The sequence below is a fragment of the Microbacterium esteraromaticum genome (genome assembly GCF_028747645.1).
GTDB lineage: Bacteria > Actinomycetota > Actinomycetes > Actinomycetales > Microbacteriaceae > Microbacterium > Microbacterium esteraromaticum_C.
This window is the reverse complement of the sequence record NZ_CP118100.1, coordinates 1,813,551-1,833,853: the sequence shown is the minus strand read 5'-3', so window position 1 is coordinate 1,833,853 and position 20,303 is coordinate 1,813,551. Positions and strand designations below refer to the sequence as shown.

The following is a 20,303-nucleotide window of genomic DNA, read 5'->3' as shown; positions in this document are numbered from 1 at the left end:
AGACTATGGAACGGGTGGCGACGGGCGCATCACCTCACAGGGGCGGTTCACCCCCTACCGGGGAGCCACTCACACAGCGGGCGAGACGAGACCCGCGTCGTAGGCGAAGATCACCGCCTGCACACGGTCGCGCAGCGCCAGCTTCTGGAAGACCTTGCCGACGTGTGTCTTCACGGTCTGTTCGGCGATGAACAGCTCGGCGGCGATCTCGGCGTTCGACAGCCCCCTGCCGATCAGCGTGAGCACCTCGCGCTCGCGCTCGGTCAGCCCCGCCAGGGTCGGCCGTGCGACCGGGGGCCGGGGCCGGCGCGCACCGAAATGCTCGATCATGCGGCGCGTCACGCTGGGGGCCAGCAGCGCATCACCGGCGGCGATGACCCGCACGGCGTGTACGAGTTCCTCGGGCAGCGCGTCCTTGAGCAGAAAGCCGCTGGCTCCGGCCTCCAGCGCGTCATACACGTAGTCGTCGATGTCGAACGTCGTGAGCATCAGGATGCGCGGCACCCGGGCGGCGGGATAGTCCGGGCCGAGGATCCGGCGCGTCGCGGCGATACCGTCGAGCTCGGGCATCCGCACGTCCATCAGCACCACGTCGGGTTCGAGACGCGCGCACAGTCGGGCCGCCTCGGCGCCGTCTGCGGCCTGGCCGACAACGTCGATGCCGTCATGGGCGTTCAACAGCGCCGCGAAGCCGGCACGCACCATGCCCTGATCGTCGGCGATGAGAACACGGATCGTCACGAGAGCTCCACAGGGTCAGGGGTATTGAAGGGAAGGCGGGCATCGACGAGCCAGCCGCCGTCGGCGGTGGCCGATGCCTGAACAGTACCGCCCAGCACCGCCGCGCGTTCGCGCATGCCTCGAAGGCCGTGGCCGCTTCCAGCCGTCGGATGCGGTTGCGTCGCGCTCGCCGTGGGGGAGTCGGACGCCCGATCCGGCCCGCGATGCGCGCCTGGCGGCGCACTGCGCACGCGCAGGCGCAGGTCGCTGTCGTTGACCTCCAGGGAGACGGCGATGGGCGCGCCCGGGGCGTGTCGCAGCGCGTTGCTCAGTGCCTCCTGGGCGATGCGGAACGCCGCAAGACCGACGCCGGCGGGCGTTTCGCGCGGGCCGACGCGCTGCTCGAACGACACCGAGGCCCCCGAGCTGCGGATGCTGTCAATCAGCTCCGGGATGTCGGCGATGCCCTGTTGGGGCGTGAGCTCCGGTGCCCCCTCCTCGGTGCGCAGCACTCCGAGCAGCCGCCGCATCTCGGTCAAGGAGGTGCGGGCAGTCGCGGCGATGCCGTCGAATTCCTGCGCGGCGGCCTCAGGGAGGTCATCGACCCGGTAGCGGGCGGTGGCGGCCTGCACCTGGATCACTGACATGCTGTGCGCCACGATGTCATGCAGTTCGCGGGCAATGCGCGTGCGCTCTTCGACCCGCAGCCGGCGTTCGTGCTCAGAGGCAGATACTGCGCGCTCGCGGTCGAGCTCCGCGCCCACCCGCAACCGCGCCGTGATGAGCAAGGTCAGCAGGTACACGCCGACGGCGGTGCATACGCCGACGATGAGGTTCGCCGACGCCGCCGCGGCCACCTGCGCAACCACGTCGGGGCTCAGGATGACGACCATCAGAGAAGTCGCGGCGCCGACGATGAGCGGCAGGGAACCCATCCTCGCGCCGTGCTGTGCCGTTGCGACGGCCACCGCGCACAGCAGCGCGAGCATCGCGGGCACGGACCAGGGCCAAGGGGCATGCTGCACCAGCGTGGGCGATACCAGTAGCCCCAGACTCAGTTGTGCGACGACCATCATGGCCGTGGCCAGTCGCGGACGGGTCAGCATGAGTAGCGGCGCCCCGCACATCCCCGCGCCGAGCAGGAACGACAGGGCGACGGGGGTCCCGTAGACCACGGACTGCAGCGGCACCAGCACGGCAAAAAGCGCCACGCACGCGACGGAGATCAACAGGCTCGCGGCCTGGCGATACGTGGGGCGACGAATGCGCACGGACATGTCCGTCATCCTGCCAGTCGCGAAGTGCGTTCGTCCTGAGGCGTCGGTACGGGTACGGGCTCGTGCTGATCGCGCGGCTCCGGCACGGGCGCCTCGGCGTCGCCCGGGGCGCTCGCGGTGGCATCCGCAGTGCTCCGCTCGAGCCGACGCCGACGCCGGCGCGCGCGGCGTCGCAGCGCCGCCACCCGATCGACGATCACGCCGATCAGCAGGGCGATGGCGACGCCGAGCAACGCCGCCAGCAGCGGCTGGTCGCGCACCCACGTTCCCGCGACCAGCCCGATCGTGATGCTGAAGACGCTCCAGCACAACCCGGCGAGCGCCGACAGGGGCAGAAAGCGCCGCCATGGGTATCCGACAGCCCCGGCCGACATGTTCACCGCGACTCGGCCGACGGGCACGTACCGCGCCCCGAGCACGAGCACGGCCGCGGAATGATCCATCGCACGTCGCGCGTGATCGAAGGTCGCGGCCACCCGGGGCCTGCGCATCCATCGGAACCGTCGCGTTCCCACGCGGCGGCCGACCCAGAACGCGATGTTGTCGCCGATCGTCGCCGCCGCCGCGGCGAGCAGGCACAGCGGCACCAGGGCGGTCGCATCCGTCATCGCCAGCACAGCCGCCGCCGCGACCAGCACGGACTCACTGGGCACCGGCGGGAAGAAGCCATCGATCACGGTCGCGACGAACAGCACCGGAAACAGCCACGGCGAGGCCACAGCCTGCGCAATGAGTTCGTTGATCAGATCCACGAGAGCACGCTACGGGGGTGGTGCCGCATCGCGCGTCGTCCGTTGGTAGCATCCGCATCCCTCTCGGGGATGAACCTGGTCACCGTCGGTGGGCGCATATACTGAGAGGCTGGCCGTTCGGCCGCCCTCCACCTTCAACGAATGGACCCTCCGCTGTGCTTGCCGTGCACGAACTCGAGATCCGCGTCGGAGCCCGTGTGCTCATGTCAGACGTGTCGTTCCGCGTCGCCGCCGGTGACAAGATCGGATTGGTCGGCCGCAACGGTGCCGGCAAGACCACGCTGACCAAGGTGCTCGCCGGAGACGTCCTCGCTTCCGAGGGCAAGGTCACCCGCTCGGGCGAGCTCGGCTACCTGCCCCAGGACCCGCGCACCGGCGACCCCGAGATGCTCGCACGTACGCGCATCCTCGATGCCCGCGGTCTGGGAACCATCCAGCTGGGCATCGCCCAGGCATCGAACGACATGGCCTCCGACGACCCCAAGATCGCCGAGCGCGCCATGCGCAAGTTCGCCAACCTCACCGAGCGCTTCGAGTCGCTCGGTGGCTATGCGGCCGAGGCCGAGGCCGCGTCCATCGCGCACAACCTCTCGCTGCCCGACCGCATCCTCGACCAGCCGCTGAACACGCTCTCGGGCGGTCAGCGTCGTCGCATCGAGCTCGCGCGCATTCTGTTCTCGGATGCTGACACGATGATCCTCGACGAACCCACCAACCACCTCGACGCCGACAGTGTCGTGTGGCTGCGGGAGTTCTTGAAGAGCTACAAGGGCGGCCTGATCGTCATCAGCCACGATGTCGAACTCGTCGGCGAGACCGTCAACCGGGTGTTCTACCTCGATGCGAACCGCCAGGTCATCGACATGTACAACATGAACTGGAAGAACTACCTGCGCCAGCGGGTGGCCGATGAGGAGCGCCGTAAGAAGGAACGCGCCAACGCCGAGAAGAAGGCCACGCAACTGCAGCAGCAGGCAGCACGCTTCGGCGCGAAGGCGTCGAAGGCTGCGGCCGCGCACCAGATGGTCGCGCGTGCCGAGAAGCTCCTGTCGGGCCTGGACGAGGTGCGTCAGGTCGACCGTGTCGCCAAGCTGCGGTTCCCGAAGCCCGCACCGTGTGGCAAGACGCCGTTGATGGCGTCCGGCTTGTCGAAGTCGTACGGATCGCTCGAGATCTTCACCGACGTCGATCTCGCGATTGACCGCGGCTCAAAGGTTGTGGTGCTGGGACTCAACGGTGCCGGAAAGACGACCCTGCTGCGCATGCTGGCCGGAGTCGACCAGCCCGACACCGGCACGCTCGAGCCGGGGCACGGGTTGAAGATCGGCTACTACGCCCAGGAGCATGAGAACCTCGACGTCGACCGCTCGGTGCTGGCGAACATGATGTCGGCGGCCCCCGACATCACCGAGACCGAAGCCCGCAAGGTGCTCGGATCGTTCCTGTTCACCGGCGACGACGTGCTCAAGCCCGCCGGGGTTCTCTCGGGTGGCGAGAAGACGCGACTGTCGCTGGCGACCCTGGTGGTCTCGTCGGCGAACATGCTGCTGCTCGACGAGCCCACGAACAACCTCGACCCCGCATCGCGTGAGGAGATCCTCGGCGCGCTGGCCCACTACGAGGGCGCCGTCGTGCTCGTCTCGCACGACCCCGGGGCCGTGGAGTCGCTCAACCCCGAGCGCGTGCTGATCCTGCCCGACGGTGTCGAAGACATCTGGAGCCGCGAGTACCAGGAGCTCATCGAGCTCGCGTGAGACTGCGCGCTGCCCGGGTGGTGGTGCTGCTTGCTGCTGCCCATCGCCGCCTGCCGCCGCACATCTTCGGAGATCTGTACATTCTCGGAGCGATCCGGGGCGATAGCATCCGATGCTGTGCAGATCTGCGCGTGAACGACGTTGTCCCCATCCTCGGATGCTGACGCAGTTCTCCACAGAACACGGGAATCGTGGCCGGCAGAGGCGCGCCGCGCGCCATGCTCGGGGCATGAAACCGTTCGAACGCGCGCAGCGCGCGCACCTCGCCGTCCGAGCGCACGGTGGCGTCGCCCGCGTGCAGAGCCTGAAAGCGCAGGCCGTCAGCCGACACGACGTCGGTCTCGCCGTCGACGCCGGCACGATCCATCGCGTCCGTCGCGGCTGGGTTGCCCTACCGGACGCCGATCGGATGCTGGTGGATGCTGCGCGGCACGGTGCCGTGGTGAGCTGCATCAGCCAGGCGCGTCGGCTGGGCATGTGGGTGCACGAGGAAGAACCGGGAGTGCACTGGGGTGCTTCGCCGGGTGGCGCCGGGGGGAAAGCCCGACGATGTGCGCGTGCACTGGGCGAAGCCGCTGGTTCCGCGTCATCCCGATGCGTTGGAGGACTCCATCGAGAACGTGCGGGCGCTCGTGGCCGACTGTCAGCCGTTCGAACGCGCGCTGGCGACATGGGAGTCCGCGCTCAACAAGAACCTTGTGCAGCGCGACGTGCTGGAACGGTTGCCCCTCAAGAAGGTCGCGCGAGAGGTGCTCGCGGCGGCGATCCCATTCGCGGACTCCGGGCTCGAGACCTACCTGCGGGCGCGGCAGGCGTGGCTGGGGCTGATGCTGACGTTCCAGATCTGGGTCGCCGGGCACCGAGTCGACCTGCTGATCGGCGATCGCCTGGTGCTGCAGGTCGACGGGGCCACGCACACGGGCGCGCAGCGCAATGAGGACATCCGGCACGACGCAGAGCTGCGTCTGATGGGCTACCACGTCATCCGTGTCGGCTACCGGCAGGTCATGGAGCAGTGGCATGTCGTCCAGGATCTGATCATGCGCGCCGTGGCGCAGGGGTTGCACCGGGCATCCGCCGTGTGAGGCGACGGGATCCGCTCGCGGCGCGTAACACATCTTCGGAGATCTGCACATTCTCGGAGCGATCCGGGCGACAGCATCCGATGCTGTGCAGATCTGCGCGGATCGGCGTCAGCGGCGGGGGAGGATGAATGACTCCTTGTCGCGGATGTACGCCAGACGGTCTCCGGGATGCCGGTCTGCGAGCCGCCGTTTGAGTGCGCCATACGCCTCGCGATCAACCGGGTCGGCACGCAGGTGGTCGCGGAAGCCGAGGTAGTCCTGCCAGCCGCGCGACTGATACTCGAGGACGTGCACGTTGACGAGCCGGATCATCGGCTCCAGTTCGTAGCCGTACATGCGGTCGGGACGCACCTCTGTGGCATCGCCGCGCAGCAGCATCCCCGGTCCCGACAGCCACCCGTCGAGTGCGTCGGGCGGCGTGCCGGGTCGCACACCGATTGCGATGTCCAGGATGGGTTTGGCCTCCAGCCCCGGAACCGACGTGGAGCCGATGTGCTCGATGGCCAGGACCTCACTCGGCGCTGTGGATGCCAGCGCTTCGTGCACACCCCGGGACGCCCGTGCCCAGGCATCCGAAGCCGGAGCGACAGCGACAACGCCGCGCCGCAACCCCAGGCCGGTGCCGGTGAGTGCGTCTGCGAGCCGCCGCGCGGGGTCGGAATGGGACATCCATCCACGCTACCTGCGGGAGGGCGCGCTCAGCCTCGGACGGAGTCGAGCAGGGCGTCCTCGGCGTCGGCGTCGCGGTCGCGACGGCGACGTGGCTCCTGCTGGGGGATCTCTCCAGCGTCTTCTTTCGCCCGCACGATCTCGATGCGGATGATGTAGCCGATGAAGGCGAAGCCCATGATCGCAAACAGGATCCACTGGATCGCGTACGACAGGTGGGGGCCGGGATCCTCGGTGGGCTTGTCGAATCCGCCCAGCCCGACCTCGGGCGCGGGGTCTTCCGAGACCAGTCGCCCGTAGGCCCCCGTGATCAGGTCGCCGTCGACGCGTTCGTCGATCGTCGGCAGATGGATGGTCGGCACCTGACCCTCGGGAGCGCCACGACCGGATGCCGGTAGCTGTTCGCCCGGCCGAAGACGAACGATCACGGTGCTTTCACCGGCCGGGGGAGCGGGGACGGCATCCGGCCCCGGACCTTCACCGGGCCGGACCCAGCCGCGATCGACCAGGAAGAGCAATCCGGACTGATCCTGGAACGGAACCAGCACCTCGAACGCGCTGGTTCCGCCGTGCGGGCGGTTGCGGGCCAGCAGCTGCTCGTCGGCGAGGTAGTGCCCGTTCAGCTCGACCGGCCGCCACTCATCAGCGGGGTCGAGTACACCGTCGGCGCCGATCAGATCGGACAACGGCACCGGGGCGGCGTCGTAGTTGTCCTCCACGAGCGCGATCTGCGTCGCGCGGGACTCGTTGCGGTCGAACTGCCATTGCGCCAGAAAGACACATCCGATCGCGAAGGCGATCCCGACCAGCACATACGCGCCCCAACGCAGGAGTTTCTGCCTCACGACGGCAGCCCTTCGCTGACCTCGACCGGGAACTCCCGAGTGCGCAGGTAGTCGCTGAGGAATCCGACGTGCTCATCGCATGCCGGCCAGATCTTGCGCCGATCCGCGTCATGGATGCGGGGATTGCGCCACACGATGTGGTGAGTGGCCGCCGCGCGGCAGTCGGCGCGAGCGCACTCGAGGTCCTCGGTCATCGATCCTCGTCTTTCGGGACATCGTCGCGGGCGGCGTCGGGCTGCTCGCGGATGGTGAACACGTCTGTCGCGTCGTCAGGATGCGGCTGGGGCATCGCCGACGTCGCCTCGATCTGCATCGTGGGTGATTCGACGTTCGACGGGGTGCTGTCACTCCCGGCGTTGGCGTAGACGACCGCGATGTACGGCAGGAAGATCGCGGCGGCGGCGAACACCCAGGTCCACCAGCCGAATGGCTGAACGAGGGCGATCAGCAGGAAGCAGATCGTGCGGATGCCCATGGTGAGCGCGTAGCGGCGCACACGGTGTTTCGCCTCGTCCTGCGGCGACTGCGGCAGGGAGGTGACAGAGGGGGCATGACGGACGCGTTTCACAGTGTTTCCAGCCTACGCCGCGCACGAGGGCGCGGGATCCGCGGCTGTGCGCGCACAGCCGCTGGCGGGTGCGACGGTGAGCGCGATTCGATCCCTCGGTAGGATGGCCTGCGTTCGTCCCCACAGTCTGGAGCCCGTACATGAGCGCTGATCGCGTCGTCCTCGTCACCGGTGGAAACCGCGGTATCGGCCGCGCCATCGCCGAACGTTTCGTCCGCGACGGCTACCGCGTCGCGGTGACCGCGCGCAGCGGCGAGGGTCCCGAGGGCACGCTCACTGTGCGCGCGGACGTGACGGATGCTGCCGCGATCGACGCCGCCTTCACCGAGGTGGAGGAGAAGCTGGGTCCCATCGAGATCGTCGTCGCCAACGCGGGCATCACCAAGGACACTCTGCTGATGCGTATGAGCGAGGACGACTTCGACAGCGTCGTCGCCACCAACCTCGGCGGCACGTTCCGGGTGGTCAAGCGTGCGTCGAAGGGGATGCTGCGCAAGCGCTTCGGCCGTGTGATCCTCATCTCCAGCGTCGTGGGTCTCTATGGCTCGGCCGGACAGGTCAACTACTCGGCGTCGAAGAGCGCGCTCGTCGGCTTCGCCCGCTCGCTGACGCGCGAGCTGGGCGGGCGGGGGATCACCGCAAACGTCGTCGCTCCCGGCTTCATCGAGACCGACATGACTGCCGAGCTGCCCGAAGAGACGCAGAAGCAGTACAAGGCGAGCATCCCGGCTGGGCGCTTCGCCACCCCTGACGAGGTCGCCGGTGCGGTCGCCTGGCTCGCAGGTGACGATGCCGCATACATCTCGGGGGCAGTGATCCCGGTCGACGGCGGCCTCGGCATGGGGCACTGATTCCGTTCAGTCGACTCCTACGGCATCGACGAGCAGCTCGGCGAGGCGTTGGGGCGCGGTGAACTGCGGCCAGTGACCCGAACCGACCCGCACGACGCGAGCGTGCGCGATCGAGCGGTACTCCCGACCGAACTCGCCCCATCCCTCGGACTCGGCGTCAAAGCGCGTCTGGTCGTAGGCGCCCATGAGCAGCGTCACGGGAATGCCGTGCCTGCTCTCGCGCGTCAGCGGCAGGGGATCGGTCGGCACGCGCGCCGGCACGCTGTGCGTCAGCGGTAGCGTGCGTTCGCGCACGGTGTCGTCGAGATCGTAGACATCCTCGTCGGGAAAGAAATCCCATCCGGGGAACGGCACGACACCGTCGACGAGCGGGAACTCGCTGATGCTGCTGTCGGGCGCCGGCGGGACAGTGTCGACGAACACGACGTGCTGCACCTGCTCGGGACGGGCGTCGGCGGCGCCCCATACGACGTTGCCGCCGCCGGAATGCCCGACGAGCACCACGGGGTGCTCGGCGGCGTCGATCTGCTCGACCACCGCCGCGACCCAATCGGCCATTCCGATGCCGGACGATTCCGGGGCTGGTGAGCCGACGCCCGGCATCGTCAGCGGGCGAGGGCGATGACCCGCAGTGCGCAGCGCCGGCAGCACCGGGGCCCATGAGGACGCGTCGAGCCACAGCCCGGGGACGAGGATGATGTCCATGCCCGTACGATACGACGCCTCGCCGACATCCGGCAGGGTCATCGCCGCGCAGCTGTATGCGCCCCCGAGGTGTCAGGAAAGGAGTGGTGTCAGGAAGCAGCTGTGTCAGGGAAGCAGCGGGATGACCTCGGAGAGATCCTGCGGCCCGACGACGAGCGCCGCCGCGGCGCGTACCGCGGGTTTGGCGTTGAACGCGAGGCCGAGGCCAGCCGTTGCCATCATGTGAAGATCGTTCGCGCCGTCGCCAATCGCGATCGTCGCATGCGGCGCGACGCCGAGCTCTGCCGCCCACGCCGTCAGCGATGCTGCCTTGGCGGCGGCATCCACGATCTCGCCCTCGACGGCACCGCTGAGCACGCCGTCATCGACCGCGAGGCGGTTCGCCCGCCACCGGTCGACGCCCAGCGCGGGGGCGACCTCGTCGAGGATCTCGTGGAATCCGCCCGAGACGACGCCCACGACTCCGCCGCGCTGATGCACAGCATCCGTCAGTTCGCGCACGCCGGGCGTCGGTTCGATGCGTGCGCGCACGCGCGCGAACGCCTCCACCGGAACTCCTCGCAGCGCGGCGACGCGCGAGCGCAGGCTGTCGGCGAAGTCGACCTCGCCGCGCATCGCGGCCTCGGTGGCCGCCTGCACCTCGGCGCGGCGGCCCGCCTCGTCGGCGAGCAACTCGATCACCTCGTTGCGGATCAGTGTGGAGTCAGCATCGAGGACGACGAGAAAGCGCGCGGCGGTCACCCGTCGAGCGTACCGTCACCGCAAGACGCGGATGCCACCGCGTGACGCGCACCGTCACCGTGCGATGCGGATGCCCTTGCCGACCACTGTGATGCCGGACTCGGTCACTGTGAACCCGCGTTCGAGGTCGCGTTCGCGGTCCACGCCGACGGTGGCACCGTCTTCGAGGACGACGTTCTTGTCGAGCACGGCACGGTGCACCCGCGCGCCCGAGCCGATCTGCACCTGGTCGAGCAGCACCGAATCGGTGATCGTCGATCCTCCCAGCGCGACGCCGCCGACACCGACGACGCTGCGCTCCAGGTGGGTTCCCGACAGCACCGAGCCTGCGGCGACGACCGAATCGATCGCGTTGCCGATGCGTCCGACGGCATCGCGTACGAACTTCGCCGGCGGAGTGTTCACGCTCTGTGTGCGGATCGGCCACGCCGTGTTGTACAGGTTGAAGATCGGCAGCGTCGAGATCAGGTCCATGTGGGCGTCGAAGTACGAATCGATCGTCCCCACGTCGCGCCAGTACGAACGGTCGCGCGGTGACGACCCCGGTACCTCGTTGCTCTTCATGTCGTAGTACCCGGCCTCGCCACGCTCGACGAAGTAGGGAATGATGTCGCCGCCCATATCGTGCCCCGAGGTCGCGGACTCGCCATCCGCCTCGACCGCGGCGATGAGGGCATCGGTGTTGAAGACGTAGTTGCCCATCGACACGAGCACCTCGTTGGGGGAATCGGTGAGCCCGACGGGATCGCTGGGCTTCTCGAGGAAGTCGCGGATCCGCCCGGTCTGCTCATCGGCGTCGATGACGCCGAACTGCGAGGCGAGCGCGAGGGGCTGTCGGATGCCCGCGACCGTCGCCGACGCCCCGGATGCCACGTGCGCGTCGACCATCTGCTGGAAGTCCATCCGGTAGACGTGGTCGGCGCCGATCACCACGACGATGTCGGGCTTCTCGTCCTGCACCAGATTCAGGCTCTGCAGGATGGCATCGGCCGACCCCGAGAACCAGCGCTTGCCCAGGCGCTGCTGCGCCGGTACCGAGGCGACGTACGAGTCCAGCAATGCCGACATTCGCCAGTTCTGCGAGATGTGCCGGTCGAGGCTGTGGGACTTGTACTGGGTCAGCACCACGACCTGGCGAAGCCCCGAGTTGATCAGATTCGAGATGGCGAAATCTATCAGTCGATACTGCCCGCCGAACGGCACTGCGGGCTTCGCCCGGTCCGCCGTCAACGGCATGAGTCGTTTGCCCTCGCCGCCCGCGAGGATGATCCCGAAAACCTTCTTGGGTGCCGACATGGCTCCACCATAGAGCGCCCAGGGGGCGTTGTACTAGCGTGCAGTCATGCGCGTCGACATCATCACCAAGGAGTACCCGCCGGAGATCTACGGAGGTGCGGGGGTTCACGTCGCCGAACTCGTCGCCGCGCTGCGTCGGAGCGTCGACGTGCAGGTGCGCGCCTTCGGCGCCGAGCGGGGCGAACCGGGTACCCACAGTTATCGCACACCGGTCGAACTGGTCGCTGCCAACGCCGCGGTGCAGACCCTCGGCACCGACCTGACGATGGTCGGTGATATCGCCGGTGCCGACCTGGTGCACAGTCACACCTGGTACGCGAACTTCGCCGGTCACCTCGCCTCGCAGCTGCACGGGATCCCGCACGTGCTCACGGCACACAGCCTCGAGCCGCTGCGTCCGTGGAAGGCCGAGCAACTCGGCGGCGGGTATGCGGTCTCCAGCGGCATCGAGCGGCTCGCCTATGAGAACGCGGCCGCGATCGTCGCGGTCAGTGCCGGTATGCGCAGCGACATCCTGCGCAGCTACCCACAGGTCGATCCGGCCCGGGTGCGCGTGATCCACAACGGCATCGACGTCGAGCGCTGGCGGCCGGTCGACAACCCCGGCTTCCTGGCCGAGATCGGCATGGATCCAACGCGCCCCTCGGTGGTCTTCGTCGGGCGCATCACCCGGCAGAAGGGCCTGCCGTACCTGCTGCGCGCGGCGCAGCTGCTGCCGGCGGATGTGCAGCTGGTGCTGTGCGCAGGTGCGCCGGACACCCCCGAGATCATGGCCGAGGTGCAACAGGGGGTGCAGAAGCTGCAGAGCTCTCGCGACGGCGTGATCTGGATCGAACGGATGCTGCCGCGCGACGAACTGTCGGCGATTCTCGCCGCCGCCACCGCGTTCGTGTGCCCCTCGATCTACGAGCCCCTCGGCATCGTCAACCTCGAGGCGATGGCCTGTGGCGCCGCCGTCGTCGGCACAGCCACCGGAGGCATTCCCGAAGTCGTCGACGATGGGGTCACGGGTCGTCTGGTGCCGATCGAGCAGGTGCAGGACGGCACCGGAACACCCATCGACCCCGATCGGTACGTCGCTGACCTGGCGGCGGCGCTCGCCGAGGTGACCGGCGACCCGCAGCGGGCCGCCGAGTACGGTGCAGCCGGGCGCGAGCGCGCACGCACGCAGTTCAGCTGGGGTGCGATCGCCGACACCACGCGTGCGCTGTACGAAGAGCTCACCTTCTGAGCCGATAGGCTGGACGACATGTCGAGCGCTGTTGAGTTCACCGATGTCGTCGTGCGCCGTGACGGGCGGAACATCGTCGATCACGTGACCTGGGAAGTGTCGGCCGATCAGCGTTGGGTCGTGCTCGGCCCGAACGGTGCGGGCAAGACGACACTGCTGCAGCTGGCCGACACCCTGATGCACCCCACCTCGGGTACCGTGTCGATCCTCGATGAGACCCTGGGGCGCACCGACGTGTTCGAATTGCGCCCGCGGATCGGCTTCGCCTCGTCGGCCATGGCACGACGTATTCCGCGTGATGAGACGGTGCTGAACACCGTGATGACCGCGGCATACTCGGTCATGGGCCGCTGGAACGAGGCCTACGAGGGGATCGATGAGCGTCGGGCACGTCGCGTGCTCGCCGAGTGGCACCTCGAGCACCTCGCTGAGCGTCTCTTCGGTACGCTCAGCGACGGCGAGCAGAAGCGTGTGCAGATCGCCCGTGCGGTGATGACCGATCCTGAGCTGCTGCTGCTCGATGAGCCGACCGCGAGTCTCGATCTCGGGGCCCGTGAAGAGCTGTTGCACCTGCTCAGCGGGTACGCGGCATCGCCCATAACGCCGGCCATGGTCATGGTCACCCACCACGTCGAGGAGATCCCGGTCGGGTTCACCCACGTGCTGTTGCTGCGCGATGGCGCGGTCGTCGCGCAGGGGCCGATCGCCGAGACGCTCACGGCCGAGGCGCTGACCGAGGCGTTCGGCATGCCGATCGTGTTGACGGCAGATGGCGGACGCTACTCGGCTCGCGCGGCATCCTGAGTCGATGGTTCATCACCGGGGCCAAGGACTGCTAAAATAGCTCCTTGGTGCAATCGCGCCACAGACTTCCCTCGTTCCTGGCAGAATCCAGGACACCAAGTAAGGAATCCCATGAAGACTGACATCCACCCCGAATACAAGGCCGTCGTGTTCCGCGATCTCGGCTCGGGCGACACCTTCCTCACTCGTTCGACCGTCACCAGTGACAAGACGATCGAGCTGGACGGCGTGGAGTACCCCGTCATCGACGTCGAGATCTCCTCGGCCTCGCACCCGTTCTACACGGGCAAGCAGCGCATCATGGACTCGGCCGGTCGTGTCGAGAAGTTCAACCAGCGCTTCAAGGGCTTCGGCGGCTCCAAGTAAGCCGTACCCTCGAAAGCCCCGCTTCGGCGGGGCTTTCGTCGTTTTCGACGGGTCAGCTTTCTCGCAGGGGCCAGCTGCCGTCCAGCTCTTCACTCGGGTCCAGGCGGCCGACCTTGATGAAGTACTCGGTCAGGCTCGCAGCCTGGTCGCGCGCCCAACCGATCTGCTGGGCGTGCAGCTCTGCCGCGGTTCCGGGCAGCGTGAACTCCCTGGCCAGCGCCAACGCGACGCGGCCCGCAGCCACAGCATCCGCCGCTGCCTCGTGGGCGTCGTCCAGCGGTACCGCATAGTGCTCGGCGACCACCGACGGTGTGCGCTTGCCGCGCCGGTAGCGGTCGTGGGCCTTGTCGATGACGAGCGGATCGATGACCGGCTGCGGTGCGGTCAGTTCGGGTAGACCGTGACGCCGGGCTTCATGCGCCAGCAGCGAGAAATCGTACGACGCGTTGTATGCCACGATCGGCATACCCTGCGCGAACAGCATCGCCAGCGCTTCGGTGACCTCGGCGACGACCTCGCGCGCGGGACGCCCGTGCGCCCGCGCGTGCTCGGTCGTCACCCCGTGCACGGCGGCGGCGCCGTCGGGGATCGGGATGCCAGGATCGGCCAACCAGTCGCGTGCGGCGATCGGCGTGCCGTGGCGGTCGAGCACGCCGACGTGCGCCGTGACGATCCGATCGTGGGTGACATCGACGCCGGTCGTCTCGAGGTCGAACACGCCCACGCGGGTGAGCCAGGTCGGCAGAGGCGTCGTGGTGGTCATTCCTTCACGGTAGGGGAGGGCGCCGACAGTCCCGCGATTCCACGCCGAGCGCCCGCGATCCCTACACTGTGCTGGTGACGTGGACCGTTTGGCTGTCGCTGCTGGCGGCGTGCGTGGTGATCAGCTTCACTCCGGGTGCCGGGGCGATCAACACGATGAGTAATGCGCTCAATCAGGGATGGCGCCGTTCGATGTGGGGCGTGCTGGGTCAGCAGGCGGCGCTGGTCGTGCACGTCGCGATCGTCGCGGCGGGTGTCGGTCTTCTTGTCTCGCGTTCTCCGCTCCTGTTCGAGGCGATCCGCTACGCCGGTGTCGCGTACCTGGTCTATCTCGGCATCCGACTCATGATCGCGCGACCCGAGCCCGCGCCGGACCCCGACCGTCCGATCCCGAGGGAGCACGCCTGGTCGATCTTCCGCCGCGGGTTCTGGGTGAACCTGCTCAACCCGAAGGCGATCGTGTTCTTTCTCGCGTTCGTGCCGCAGTTCATCGATCTCGATCGCGATCCGCTGCTGCAGTACGTGATCCTGATCGGCACGGTCATCGTCGTCGACATCCTGGTGATGTGGTTCTTCTTCGCCGCGGCGGCCCGTCCGTTTCGGCGCTATACCCGTCAGCCGCGCGGACAGCGGGTGCTGAATGTGGTGTTCGGGGTGCTCTTCATCGTGGTCGCGGGTCTGCTGCTGATGGTGCACTGACGAGTCGGTCCGCTCGGTGCCGGGGGAGCGTGAGGGGCGTAGCTTAGAAGCATGGAAACTTACGTGCTTGCCGGCGGATGCTTCTGGTGCCTCGACGCCGCCTATCGTCCGCTCCGCGGCGTCCGTTCGGTCGTCTCGGGATACGTCGGCGGTGTCACGCCCTCTCCCTCCTACGAGCAGGTCTGCACCGGCACCACCGGCCACGCTGAGGCCGTCAAGGTGACGTTCGACCCGGAGGAGATTCCGGGCGAAGTCATCCTCGACGCGTTCTTCACGATGCATGACCCACGTCAGCTCAACCGCCAGGGAAACGACATCGGAACGCAGTACCGCAGCGCGATGTTCCCCGCCGATGACGCGCAGCGCGCATTGTTCGAGGCGGCCCGAGAGCGCGCGGCGACGATGTGGGACGCCGACCCGGTCACGACGATCGAGCCGCTCGGCGACTTCTACGACGCCGAGGAGTACCACCAGGACTTCTTCGCGAAGAATCCGACCCAGGGGTATTGCGTGGCCGTCGCCGTCCCGAAGGTGAACAAGGTGCGTGCGCGGTTCGCGCAGTACCTGCGCTGAACCAGCAGAACGGCGTTGTTCGCTTGTCCTCCACAGGCGTCTGACCCACGCGAGTTCTCCACGGCCCGTGGGAATCCCACGTGGAGCGTCGGATGCCACCGTGCACGCTGTCATCAGCCGGGCCACGTCCCGGGAAGACAGAGGAGCAGGACATGGCGATGAGAAACGACGTCGTGACGATCACCGGGAACATCGGTAGCGAGCCGACGTACAACACCACGCGCAACGGTGACGCGGTGGTGAACTTCCGTGTGGGATCGAGCACGGGGTACTGGAACCGCGCGACAGGAGCGTGGGTGGACGAGGGGACGAGTTGGTACGCCGTGTCGGCGTTCCGCAGTCTCGCCGAGCACGCCCGGGCGTCGCTGCATCGGGGCGATCCGGTCGTCGTGACGGGTGCGCTGAAGATCCGCGAGTGGGAGAACGACACGCGCAAGGGCATCAGCGCCGACATCGTCGCCGAGGCGATCGGACACGACCTCAACCAGGGCACCAGTGCGTTCGCCCGTCGGGCGCGGCCTGCCGCGAACACCGATCGACCGCAGCGCGAGGAGGAGGAGGCTTCGCAGGAGGTCGATTCTCACGCCGATGTGGTGTCCGACGAGCACCTGGCGGCATGGGGCGAGCATGGTCTGCATGCGCCGGATGCCGGCGGCGTAGACGCTGACGCCGCCCGCTCCGATCACTCGGAACCGGCGATGGCCTGAATGCGGCGACGCGGGTGCGCCGGCCCGTGTGCAGTGCGAGTCGGCGCATCGCGGAAGCGGTCGGTCACGTGAACGCGCCTAGACTTCAGAGCGTGCTCCGAGGGTCAACTGCTTCCGCCGCCCGTCCGCGACGTTCGGTCGTGTCGTTCGTGGTGAGCATCGTCGCGCTCAGCGGTCTTCTCGTCGGGTGCGGCGCTCTGCCCTGGCTGACCGCTTCCGAACCGGCACCGGTGGCGACTTCCGAGCCGAGCCCGCCCGTTGAGGGCGACGAGTCGGACGCTCAGGCGTCGCAGCCGATTCCGGACGGGACCGCCGCCGATAACCTGCCGCTGTTCGCGCAGGTCACGGCCCAGGTGTGGGCCAGCGACCAGCGTTCGTCGGGGCGAGCGTACATCGACGCACTGGTGGCAGTCGGGTTCCTGCGCGAGCACATGCAGGTGACCGCTGACATGAGCACGGTCGGCAACCCCGCGGAGAGCCTGCAGTTCTCAGTCGCGTGGGGTGAGAGCGAGTGCCTCATCGGCCAGGTCGGGCCGTCCACAGGTGAACCGGTGACCGCGGTCATGCCGCAACTCGCCGAGGGGCGCTGCCTCATCGGGCAGACGCGGCCGATCGACTGGTGATCGCGTACCTCGTCTCTGCCTCGAGCGTCCGCGAAGACCGGTAGGCTGGAGAGTCGATCCTCCCGGGGGTCTTTTCCGCGTGCCTGCTGACAGAAGGAGAGCTGCTTCGTGGCCGAGTACATCTATTCCATGGTGCGAGCCCGCAAGGCTGTGGGCGACAAGCTCATCCTGGACGACGTGACCATGGCGTTCCTGCCCGGAGCGAAGATCGGCATGGTGGGCCCGAACGGTGCCGGTAAGTCGACGATCCTCAAGATCATGGCGGGCCTCGACACGCCCTCCAACGGTGAGGCCAAGCTCACCCCCGGCTTCAGCGTCGGTATCCTGATGCAGGAGCCCGAGCTCGACGAGACCAAGACCGTGATCGAGAACATTCAGGACGGCGTGGCCATCAAGGCCAAGGTCGACCGGTTCAACGAGATCTCGGCGCTGATGGCCGACCCCGACGCCGACTTCGACTCGCTGCTGGCCGAGATGGGTGTGCTGCAGGAAGAGATCGACGCCGCCGACGGCTGGGACCTCGACTCGCAGCTCGAGCAGGCGATGGATGCCCTGCGCACCCCGCCGGCGGACGCGCCGATCGGTCCGCTCTCGGGCGGCGAGAAGCGCCGCGTGGCGCTGGCGAAGCTGCTGTTGCAGAAGCCCGACCTGCTGCTGCTCGATGAGCCCACCAACCACCTCGACGCCGAGAGCGTGCTGTGGCTCGAGCAGCACCTCAAGGACTACAAGGGTGCCGTGATCGCGATCACCCACGACCGGTACTTCCTCGACAACGTGGCCGAATGGATCGCCGAGGTCGACCGCGGCCGCCTGATCGGCTACGAGGGTAACTACTCGACGTACCTGGAGAAGAAGGCCGAGCGCCTCGACATCCAGGGCAAGAAGGACGCCAAGCTCGCCAAGCGCCTCAAGGACGAGCTGGAGTGGGTCCGCTCCAGCGCGAAGGGCCGTCAGACGAAGTCGAAGGCACGTCTGGCCCGCTACGAAGAGATGGCGGCCGAGGCCGAGCGCACCCGCAAGCTTGATTTCGAAGAGATCCAGATCCCGGCAGGGCCGCGACTGGGCAACGTCGTCATCGAGGCGAAGAACCTGCAGAAGGGCTTCGGCGACCGCAAGCTGATCGACGGTTTGGGCTTCAGCCTGCCCCCGAACGGCATCGTCGGCGTCATCGGTCCCAACGGTGTCGGAAAGACGACCCTGTTCAAGACCATCGTCGGACTGGAGCCGCTCGACGGCGGCGACCTGAAGATCGGTGAGACGGTCAAGATCAGCTACGTCGACCAGTCGCGCGGCAACATCGACCCCAACAAGACGCTGTGGGAGGTCGTCTCGGACGGACTCGACTTCATCACCGTCGGCAAGACTGAGATCCCCTCGCGCGCCTACGTGTCGAAGTTCGGCTTCAAGGGACCGGACCAGCAGAAGAAGGCCGGCGTGCTCTCGGGTGGAGAGCGCAACCGACTGAACCTCGCGCTGACCCTCAAGGAGGGTGGCAACCTGCTGCTGCTCGACGAGCCGACCAACGACCTCGACGTCGAGACCCTCAGCTCGCTGGAGAACGCGTTGCTGGAGTTCCCCGGTTGCGCCGTGGTGATCACCCACGACCGGTGGTTCCTCGACCGCATTGCCACGCACATCCTCGCCTACGAGGGCACCGACGAGAACCCTGCTCAGTGGCACTGGTTCGAGGGCAACTTCGAGGCCTACGAGGCGAACAAGATCGAGCGCATGGGCCCCGAGGCTGCGCGCCCGCACCGCACGACCCACCGCAAGCTCACGCGCGACTGATCCCTCGCCCCACTCCGGGCATCGCTTCGCGCTCCCCGGAGCCTCGGGGGCGTGGGGCCCGCCGCCGACTGACGTTCTGAGAAAGCGAACCCCATGCGCCTGCACATTCCCATCCACCTGCGGTGGGGAGATCTCGACGCGTTCAACCACGTCAACAACACCTCCATGCTCAAGCTGCTCGAAGAGGCGCGCGTGCGCGCCTTCTGGCAGCCCGAGCCGGGGGAGCAGGCCCCCGACACGGCCGTACTCTCCACCGGGGTCGATCAGGGTGTGCTCACCCTGATCGCCCGGCAGGAGATCGAGTATCTCGCGCCGGTGCCGTACCAGCGGCGTCCGTTGGATGTCGAGATGTGGTTCGGCAAGCTCGGCGGGTCGAGCCTGCAGGTCTGCTATGACGTGTTCAGTCACGCCGAGAGCGACGAGCGCGTGCTGTACGCCCGGTCGACTGCGGTGATCGTGCTCGTGGATGCCATCACCGGCCGTCCGGTGCGGCTGAGTCCCGAGATGCGCGCCGCGTGGGAGCCGTACGTCGGCGAGCCCATCGCGTACCAGCACCGCTGACACCGCCTGCACGGACATGTGCTGGCGGCGGCGACTCAGTCGCCCTGCGGCACCCGCACCATGATCTCTTGCGCGACCGTCGCCACCAGTACGCCGTCACGGCTGTAGATGCGTCCCTGGGCGAGTCCGCGTCCGCCGCGCGCGTTGGGGGATGACTGCACGTAGAGCAGCCAATCGTCGGCTCGGCCGGGGCGGTGCCACCACATTGCGTGGTCGAGGCTCGCGACCTTCAGCCCCTTCAGATTCCAGCTGACGCCATGACGCCGCAGGATCGACTCCTGGATCGTCAAGTCGCTGAGGTAGGCGAGCGCTGCCCGGTGCACACGTGGGTCATCGGGCAGCGGCGCGCGCATACGCACCCAGACCGCCTGCTGCGCCACGTGCGCCTGCGCCGCCTGCTGGTAGATGGGGCCCTCGACATGCCGGATGTCGACGGGGCGCACTCCGAGCAGTGCGCCGGCGTCGAGGATGGCATCGCTCGACTCGACGTACTCGGGTGCCGGGATGCCGGTGGGCATGGGCTCGGCGTGCTCGATGCCGGGACCGGCGTCCTGGAACGAGGCGATCATCGAGAAGATCGGCAGACCGCCCTGGAACGCCTGCGCCCGCCGTGTCGAGAATGAGCGGCCGTCGTGAATGCGATCGACCGAGAACGTGATGCCCTGGGTGGCGTCGCCGGGGCGCAGGAAGTAGCCGTGCATCGAGTGGACCGCGCGCTCCTCGGGGAGCGTCCGTTCAGTCGCGATGAGTGATTGTGCCAGCACCTGACCGCCATACACGCGACCGGTCGGCATCGGCTGCGAGCTGCCGGTGAAGATGTCTTCCGTGGTGCGGGCACCGGACGAGGTCAGGTCGAGCACCGACAACAGCGCGTCGACGGATCTGCGGGCGGGCTCGTCGGCGGTCATCCGACTAGTTTAGAAGGA

At 67.9% G+C, this 20,303-nt stretch carries 24 protein-coding genes; 12 read left to right on the top strand and 12 right to left on the bottom strand.

Going from position 1 to position 20,303, the window contains the following annotated elements:
• Nucleotides 1–69: 69 nt before the first annotated feature.
• From PTQ19_RS08620 to PTQ19_RS08610, 3 genes are read right to left on the bottom strand one after another with little or no spacing between them, the layout of a single operon-like run.
• Complete coding sequence (locus tag PTQ19_RS08620) at nucleotides 70–741, bottom strand: response regulator (RefSeq protein WP_274367037.1); 672 nt, start codon at nucleotides 739–741, stop codon at nucleotides 70–72.
• Nucleotides 738–1,997: a sensor histidine kinase gene (locus PTQ19_RS08615; RefSeq protein ID WP_274367036.1), complete on the bottom strand. Its 1,260-nt coding sequence runs from the start codon at nucleotides 1,995–1,997 to the stop codon at nucleotides 738–740. Before PTQ19_RS08615 ends, PTQ19_RS08620 begins: the two co-directional genes overlap by 4 nt.
• 5 nt (nucleotides 1,998–2,002) lie before the next feature.
• The gene (locus tag PTQ19_RS08610) at nucleotides 2,003–2,749 is read right to left on the bottom strand and encodes a DedA family protein (RefSeq protein WP_274367035.1); all 747 of its coding nucleotides are present in this window, start codon (nucleotides 2,747–2,749) and stop codon (nucleotides 2,003–2,005) included.
• 155 nt (nucleotides 2,750–2,904) lie between these two features.
• Between PTQ19_RS08610 and abc-f the strand changes: the two genes are divergently transcribed.
• A complete protein-coding gene (gene abc-f / locus PTQ19_RS08605; RefSeq protein ID WP_206549688.1) occupies nucleotides 2,905–4,503 on the top strand; it encodes a ribosomal protection-like ABC-F family protein in 1,599 nt (532 codons plus the stop codon).
• A 557-nt stretch (nucleotides 4,504–5,060) separates the two neighbouring features.
• Nucleotides 5,061–5,588 carry an endonuclease domain-containing protein gene (locus tag PTQ19_RS08600; RefSeq protein ID WP_274367034.1) on the top strand — a complete coding sequence of 176 codons (528 nt, stop codon included), beginning with the start codon at nucleotides 5,061–5,063 and terminating at the stop codon, nucleotides 5,586–5,588.
• A gap of 108 nt (nucleotides 5,589–5,696) precedes the next feature.
• Here the strand turns inward: PTQ19_RS08600 and PTQ19_RS08595 are convergent, their stop codons facing one another.
• From PTQ19_RS08595 to PTQ19_RS08580, 4 genes are read right to left on the bottom strand one after another with little or no spacing between them, the layout of a single operon-like run.
• Nucleotides 5,697–6,257, bottom strand: coding sequence for a GrpB family protein (locus tag PTQ19_RS08595; RefSeq protein ID WP_274367033.1), 561 nt, complete (start codon nucleotides 6,255–6,257; stop codon nucleotides 5,697–5,699).
• 29 nt (nucleotides 6,258–6,286) lie between these two features.
• On the bottom strand, nucleotides 6,287–7,102 hold the full coding sequence (locus PTQ19_RS08590) for an SURF1 family protein (protein ID WP_274367032.1): 816 nt from the start codon (nucleotides 7,100–7,102) through the stop codon (nucleotides 6,287–6,289).
• A complete protein-coding gene (locus PTQ19_RS08585; protein WP_206823952.1) occupies nucleotides 7,099–7,296 on the bottom strand; it encodes a hypothetical protein in 198 nt (65 codons plus the stop codon). Before PTQ19_RS08585 ends, PTQ19_RS08590 begins: the two co-directional genes overlap by 4 nt.
• A complete protein-coding gene (locus PTQ19_RS08580) occupies nucleotides 7,293–7,670 on the bottom strand; it encodes a DUF3099 domain-containing protein (protein ID WP_206549691.1) in 378 nt (125 codons plus the stop codon). The genes PTQ19_RS08585 and PTQ19_RS08580 overlap by 4 nt, the downstream gene beginning before the upstream one ends.
• A 140-nt stretch (nucleotides 7,671–7,810) precedes the next feature.
• On the opposite strand from PTQ19_RS08580, the gene PTQ19_RS08575 reads away from it, so the two are divergent.
• Nucleotides 7,811–8,521, top strand: a complete 711-nt coding sequence (locus tag PTQ19_RS08575; protein WP_179410672.1) for a beta-ketoacyl-ACP reductase — start codon at nucleotides 7,811–7,813, stop codon at nucleotides 8,519–8,521.
• A gap of 6 nt (nucleotides 8,522–8,527) precedes the next feature.
• Here the strand turns inward: PTQ19_RS08575 and PTQ19_RS08570 are convergent, their stop codons facing one another.
• The 3 genes from PTQ19_RS08570 to glgC all read right to left on the bottom strand — a co-directional run bounded on the left by PTQ19_RS08570 (nucleotide 8,528) and on the right by glgC (nucleotide 11,263).
• Complete coding sequence (locus PTQ19_RS08570; protein ID WP_274367031.1) at nucleotides 8,528–9,226, bottom strand: alpha/beta fold hydrolase; 699 nt, start codon at nucleotides 9,224–9,226, stop codon at nucleotides 8,528–8,530.
• 105 nt (nucleotides 9,227–9,331) lie between these two features.
• Nucleotides 9,332–9,967 carry a phosphoserine phosphatase SerB gene (gene serB / locus PTQ19_RS08565; protein ID WP_274367030.1) on the bottom strand — a complete coding sequence of 212 codons (636 nt, stop codon included), beginning with the start codon at nucleotides 9,965–9,967 and terminating at the stop codon, nucleotides 9,332–9,334.
• Between the two features lie 54 nt (nucleotides 9,968–10,021).
• Nucleotides 10,022–11,263 (bottom strand): glucose-1-phosphate adenylyltransferase, encoded by a 1,242-nt coding sequence (gene glgC / locus PTQ19_RS08560; protein ID WP_274367029.1) that lies wholly within the window; start codon nucleotides 11,261–11,263, stop codon nucleotides 10,022–10,024.
• A 46-nt stretch (nucleotides 11,264–11,309) separates the two neighbouring features.
• Between glgC and glgA the strand changes: the two genes are divergently transcribed.
• From glgA to PTQ19_RS08545, 3 genes are all read left to right on the top strand, one after another.
• Nucleotides 11,310–12,494 carry a glycogen synthase gene (gene glgA / locus PTQ19_RS08555; protein ID WP_274367028.1) on the top strand — a complete coding sequence of 395 codons (1,185 nt, stop codon included), beginning with the start codon at nucleotides 11,310–11,312 and terminating at the stop codon, nucleotides 12,492–12,494.
• A gap of 18 nt (nucleotides 12,495–12,512) precedes the next feature.
• Nucleotides 12,513–13,298 (top strand): ABC transporter ATP-binding protein, encoded by a 786-nt coding sequence (locus tag PTQ19_RS08550; protein ID WP_274367027.1) that lies wholly within the window; start codon nucleotides 12,513–12,515, stop codon nucleotides 13,296–13,298.
• 111 nt (nucleotides 13,299–13,409) lie between these two features.
• Nucleotides 13,410–13,664 carry a type B 50S ribosomal protein L31 gene (locus PTQ19_RS08545; protein WP_179410678.1) on the top strand — a complete coding sequence of 85 codons (255 nt, stop codon included), beginning with the start codon at nucleotides 13,410–13,412 and terminating at the stop codon, nucleotides 13,662–13,664.
• 52 nt (nucleotides 13,665–13,716) lie between these two features.
• On the opposite strand, the gene PTQ19_RS08540 is transcribed toward PTQ19_RS08545, so the two are convergent.
• Entirely contained in the window at nucleotides 13,717–14,427 is a 711-nt protein-coding gene (locus tag PTQ19_RS08540) for an exonuclease domain-containing protein (protein WP_274367026.1), read from the bottom strand.
• A gap of 74 nt (nucleotides 14,428–14,501) precedes the next feature.
• Here PTQ19_RS08540 and PTQ19_RS08535 point away from each other — a divergent pair, with 74 nt between their 5' ends.
• From PTQ19_RS08535 to PTQ19_RS08510, 6 genes are all read left to right on the top strand, one after another.
• Entirely contained in the window at nucleotides 14,502–15,125 is a 624-nt protein-coding gene (locus tag PTQ19_RS08535; protein WP_274367025.1) for a LysE family translocator, read from the top strand.
• A gap of 51 nt (nucleotides 15,126–15,176) precedes the next feature.
• Nucleotides 15,177–15,698, top strand: a complete 522-nt coding sequence (gene msrA, locus PTQ19_RS08530) for a peptide-methionine (S)-S-oxide reductase MsrA (protein WP_274367024.1) — start codon at nucleotides 15,177–15,179, stop codon at nucleotides 15,696–15,698.
• 152 nt (nucleotides 15,699–15,850) lie between these two features.
• Entirely contained in the window at nucleotides 15,851–16,405 is a 555-nt protein-coding gene (locus tag PTQ19_RS08525) for a single-stranded DNA-binding protein (RefSeq protein WP_274367023.1), read from the top strand.
• 92 nt (nucleotides 16,406–16,497) lie between these two features.
• Nucleotides 16,498–17,028, top strand: coding sequence for a DUF6993 domain-containing protein (locus PTQ19_RS08520; protein ID WP_274367022.1), 531 nt, complete (start codon nucleotides 16,498–16,500; stop codon nucleotides 17,026–17,028).
• Between the two features lie 108 nt (nucleotides 17,029–17,136).
• Nucleotides 17,137–18,816, top strand: a complete 1,680-nt coding sequence (gene ettA, locus PTQ19_RS08515; protein ID WP_179410684.1) for an energy-dependent translational throttle protein EttA — start codon at nucleotides 17,137–17,139, stop codon at nucleotides 18,814–18,816.
• 93 nt (nucleotides 18,817–18,909) lie between these two features.
• A complete protein-coding gene (locus PTQ19_RS08510; protein ID WP_206549699.1) occupies nucleotides 18,910–19,377 on the top strand; it encodes an acyl-CoA thioesterase in 468 nt (155 codons plus the stop codon).
• Between the two features lie 35 nt (nucleotides 19,378–19,412).
• On the opposite strand, the gene PTQ19_RS08505 is transcribed toward PTQ19_RS08510, so the two are convergent.
• Complete coding sequence (locus PTQ19_RS08505) at nucleotides 19,413–20,285, bottom strand: acyl-CoA thioesterase (RefSeq protein ID WP_274367021.1); 873 nt, start codon at nucleotides 20,283–20,285, stop codon at nucleotides 19,413–19,415.
• Nucleotides 20,286–20,303 lie beyond the last annotated feature (18 nt).

Excerpts from the sequence above, each read along its gene's own strand:
- msrA (WP_274367024.1), top strand. The coding sequence starts at position 15,177 with ATGGAAACTTACGTGCTTGCCGGCGGATGCTTCTGGTGCCTCGACGCC.
- glgC (WP_274367029.1), bottom strand. The coding sequence starts at position 11,263 with ATGTCGGCACCCAAGAAGGTTTTCGGGATCATCCTCGCGGGCGGCGAG.
- PTQ19_RS08550 (WP_274367027.1), top strand. The coding sequence starts at position 12,513 with ATGTCGAGCGCTGTTGAGTTCACCGATGTCGTCGTGCGCCGTGACGGG.
- PTQ19_RS08540 (WP_274367026.1), bottom strand. The coding sequence starts at position 14,427 with ATGACCACCACGACGCCTCTGCCGACCTGGCTCACCCGCGTGGGCGTG.
- PTQ19_RS08585 (WP_206823952.1), bottom strand. The coding sequence starts at position 7,296 with ATGACCGAGGACCTCGAGTGCGCTCGCGCCGACTGCCGCGCGGCGGCC.
- PTQ19_RS08595 (WP_274367033.1), bottom strand. The coding sequence starts at position 6,257 with ATGTCCCATTCCGACCCCGCGCGGCGGCTCGCAGACGCACTCACCGGC.
- PTQ19_RS08505 (WP_274367021.1), bottom strand. The coding sequence starts at position 20,285 with ATGACCGCCGACGAGCCCGCCCGCAGATCCGTCGACGCGCTGTTGTCG.
- PTQ19_RS08510 (WP_206549699.1), top strand. The coding sequence starts at position 18,910 with ATGCGCCTGCACATTCCCATCCACCTGCGGTGGGGAGATCTCGACGCG.
- PTQ19_RS08615 (WP_274367036.1), bottom strand. The coding sequence starts at position 1,997 with ATGTCCGTGCGCATTCGTCGCCCCACGTATCGCCAGGCCGCGAGCCTG.
- PTQ19_RS08570 (WP_274367031.1), bottom strand. The coding sequence starts at position 9,226 with ATGGACATCATCCTCGTCCCCGGGCTGTGGCTCGACGCGTCCTCATGG.
- PTQ19_RS08575 (WP_179410672.1), top strand. The coding sequence starts at position 7,811 with ATGAGCGCTGATCGCGTCGTCCTCGTCACCGGTGGAAACCGCGGTATC.
- PTQ19_RS08545 (WP_179410678.1), top strand. The coding sequence starts at position 13,410 with ATGAAGACTGACATCCACCCCGAATACAAGGCCGTCGTGTTCCGCGAT.
- glgA (WP_274367028.1), top strand. The coding sequence starts at position 11,310 with ATGCGCGTCGACATCATCACCAAGGAGTACCCGCCGGAGATCTACGGA.
- PTQ19_RS08525 (WP_274367023.1), top strand. The coding sequence starts at position 15,851 with ATGGCGATGAGAAACGACGTCGTGACGATCACCGGGAACATCGGTAGC.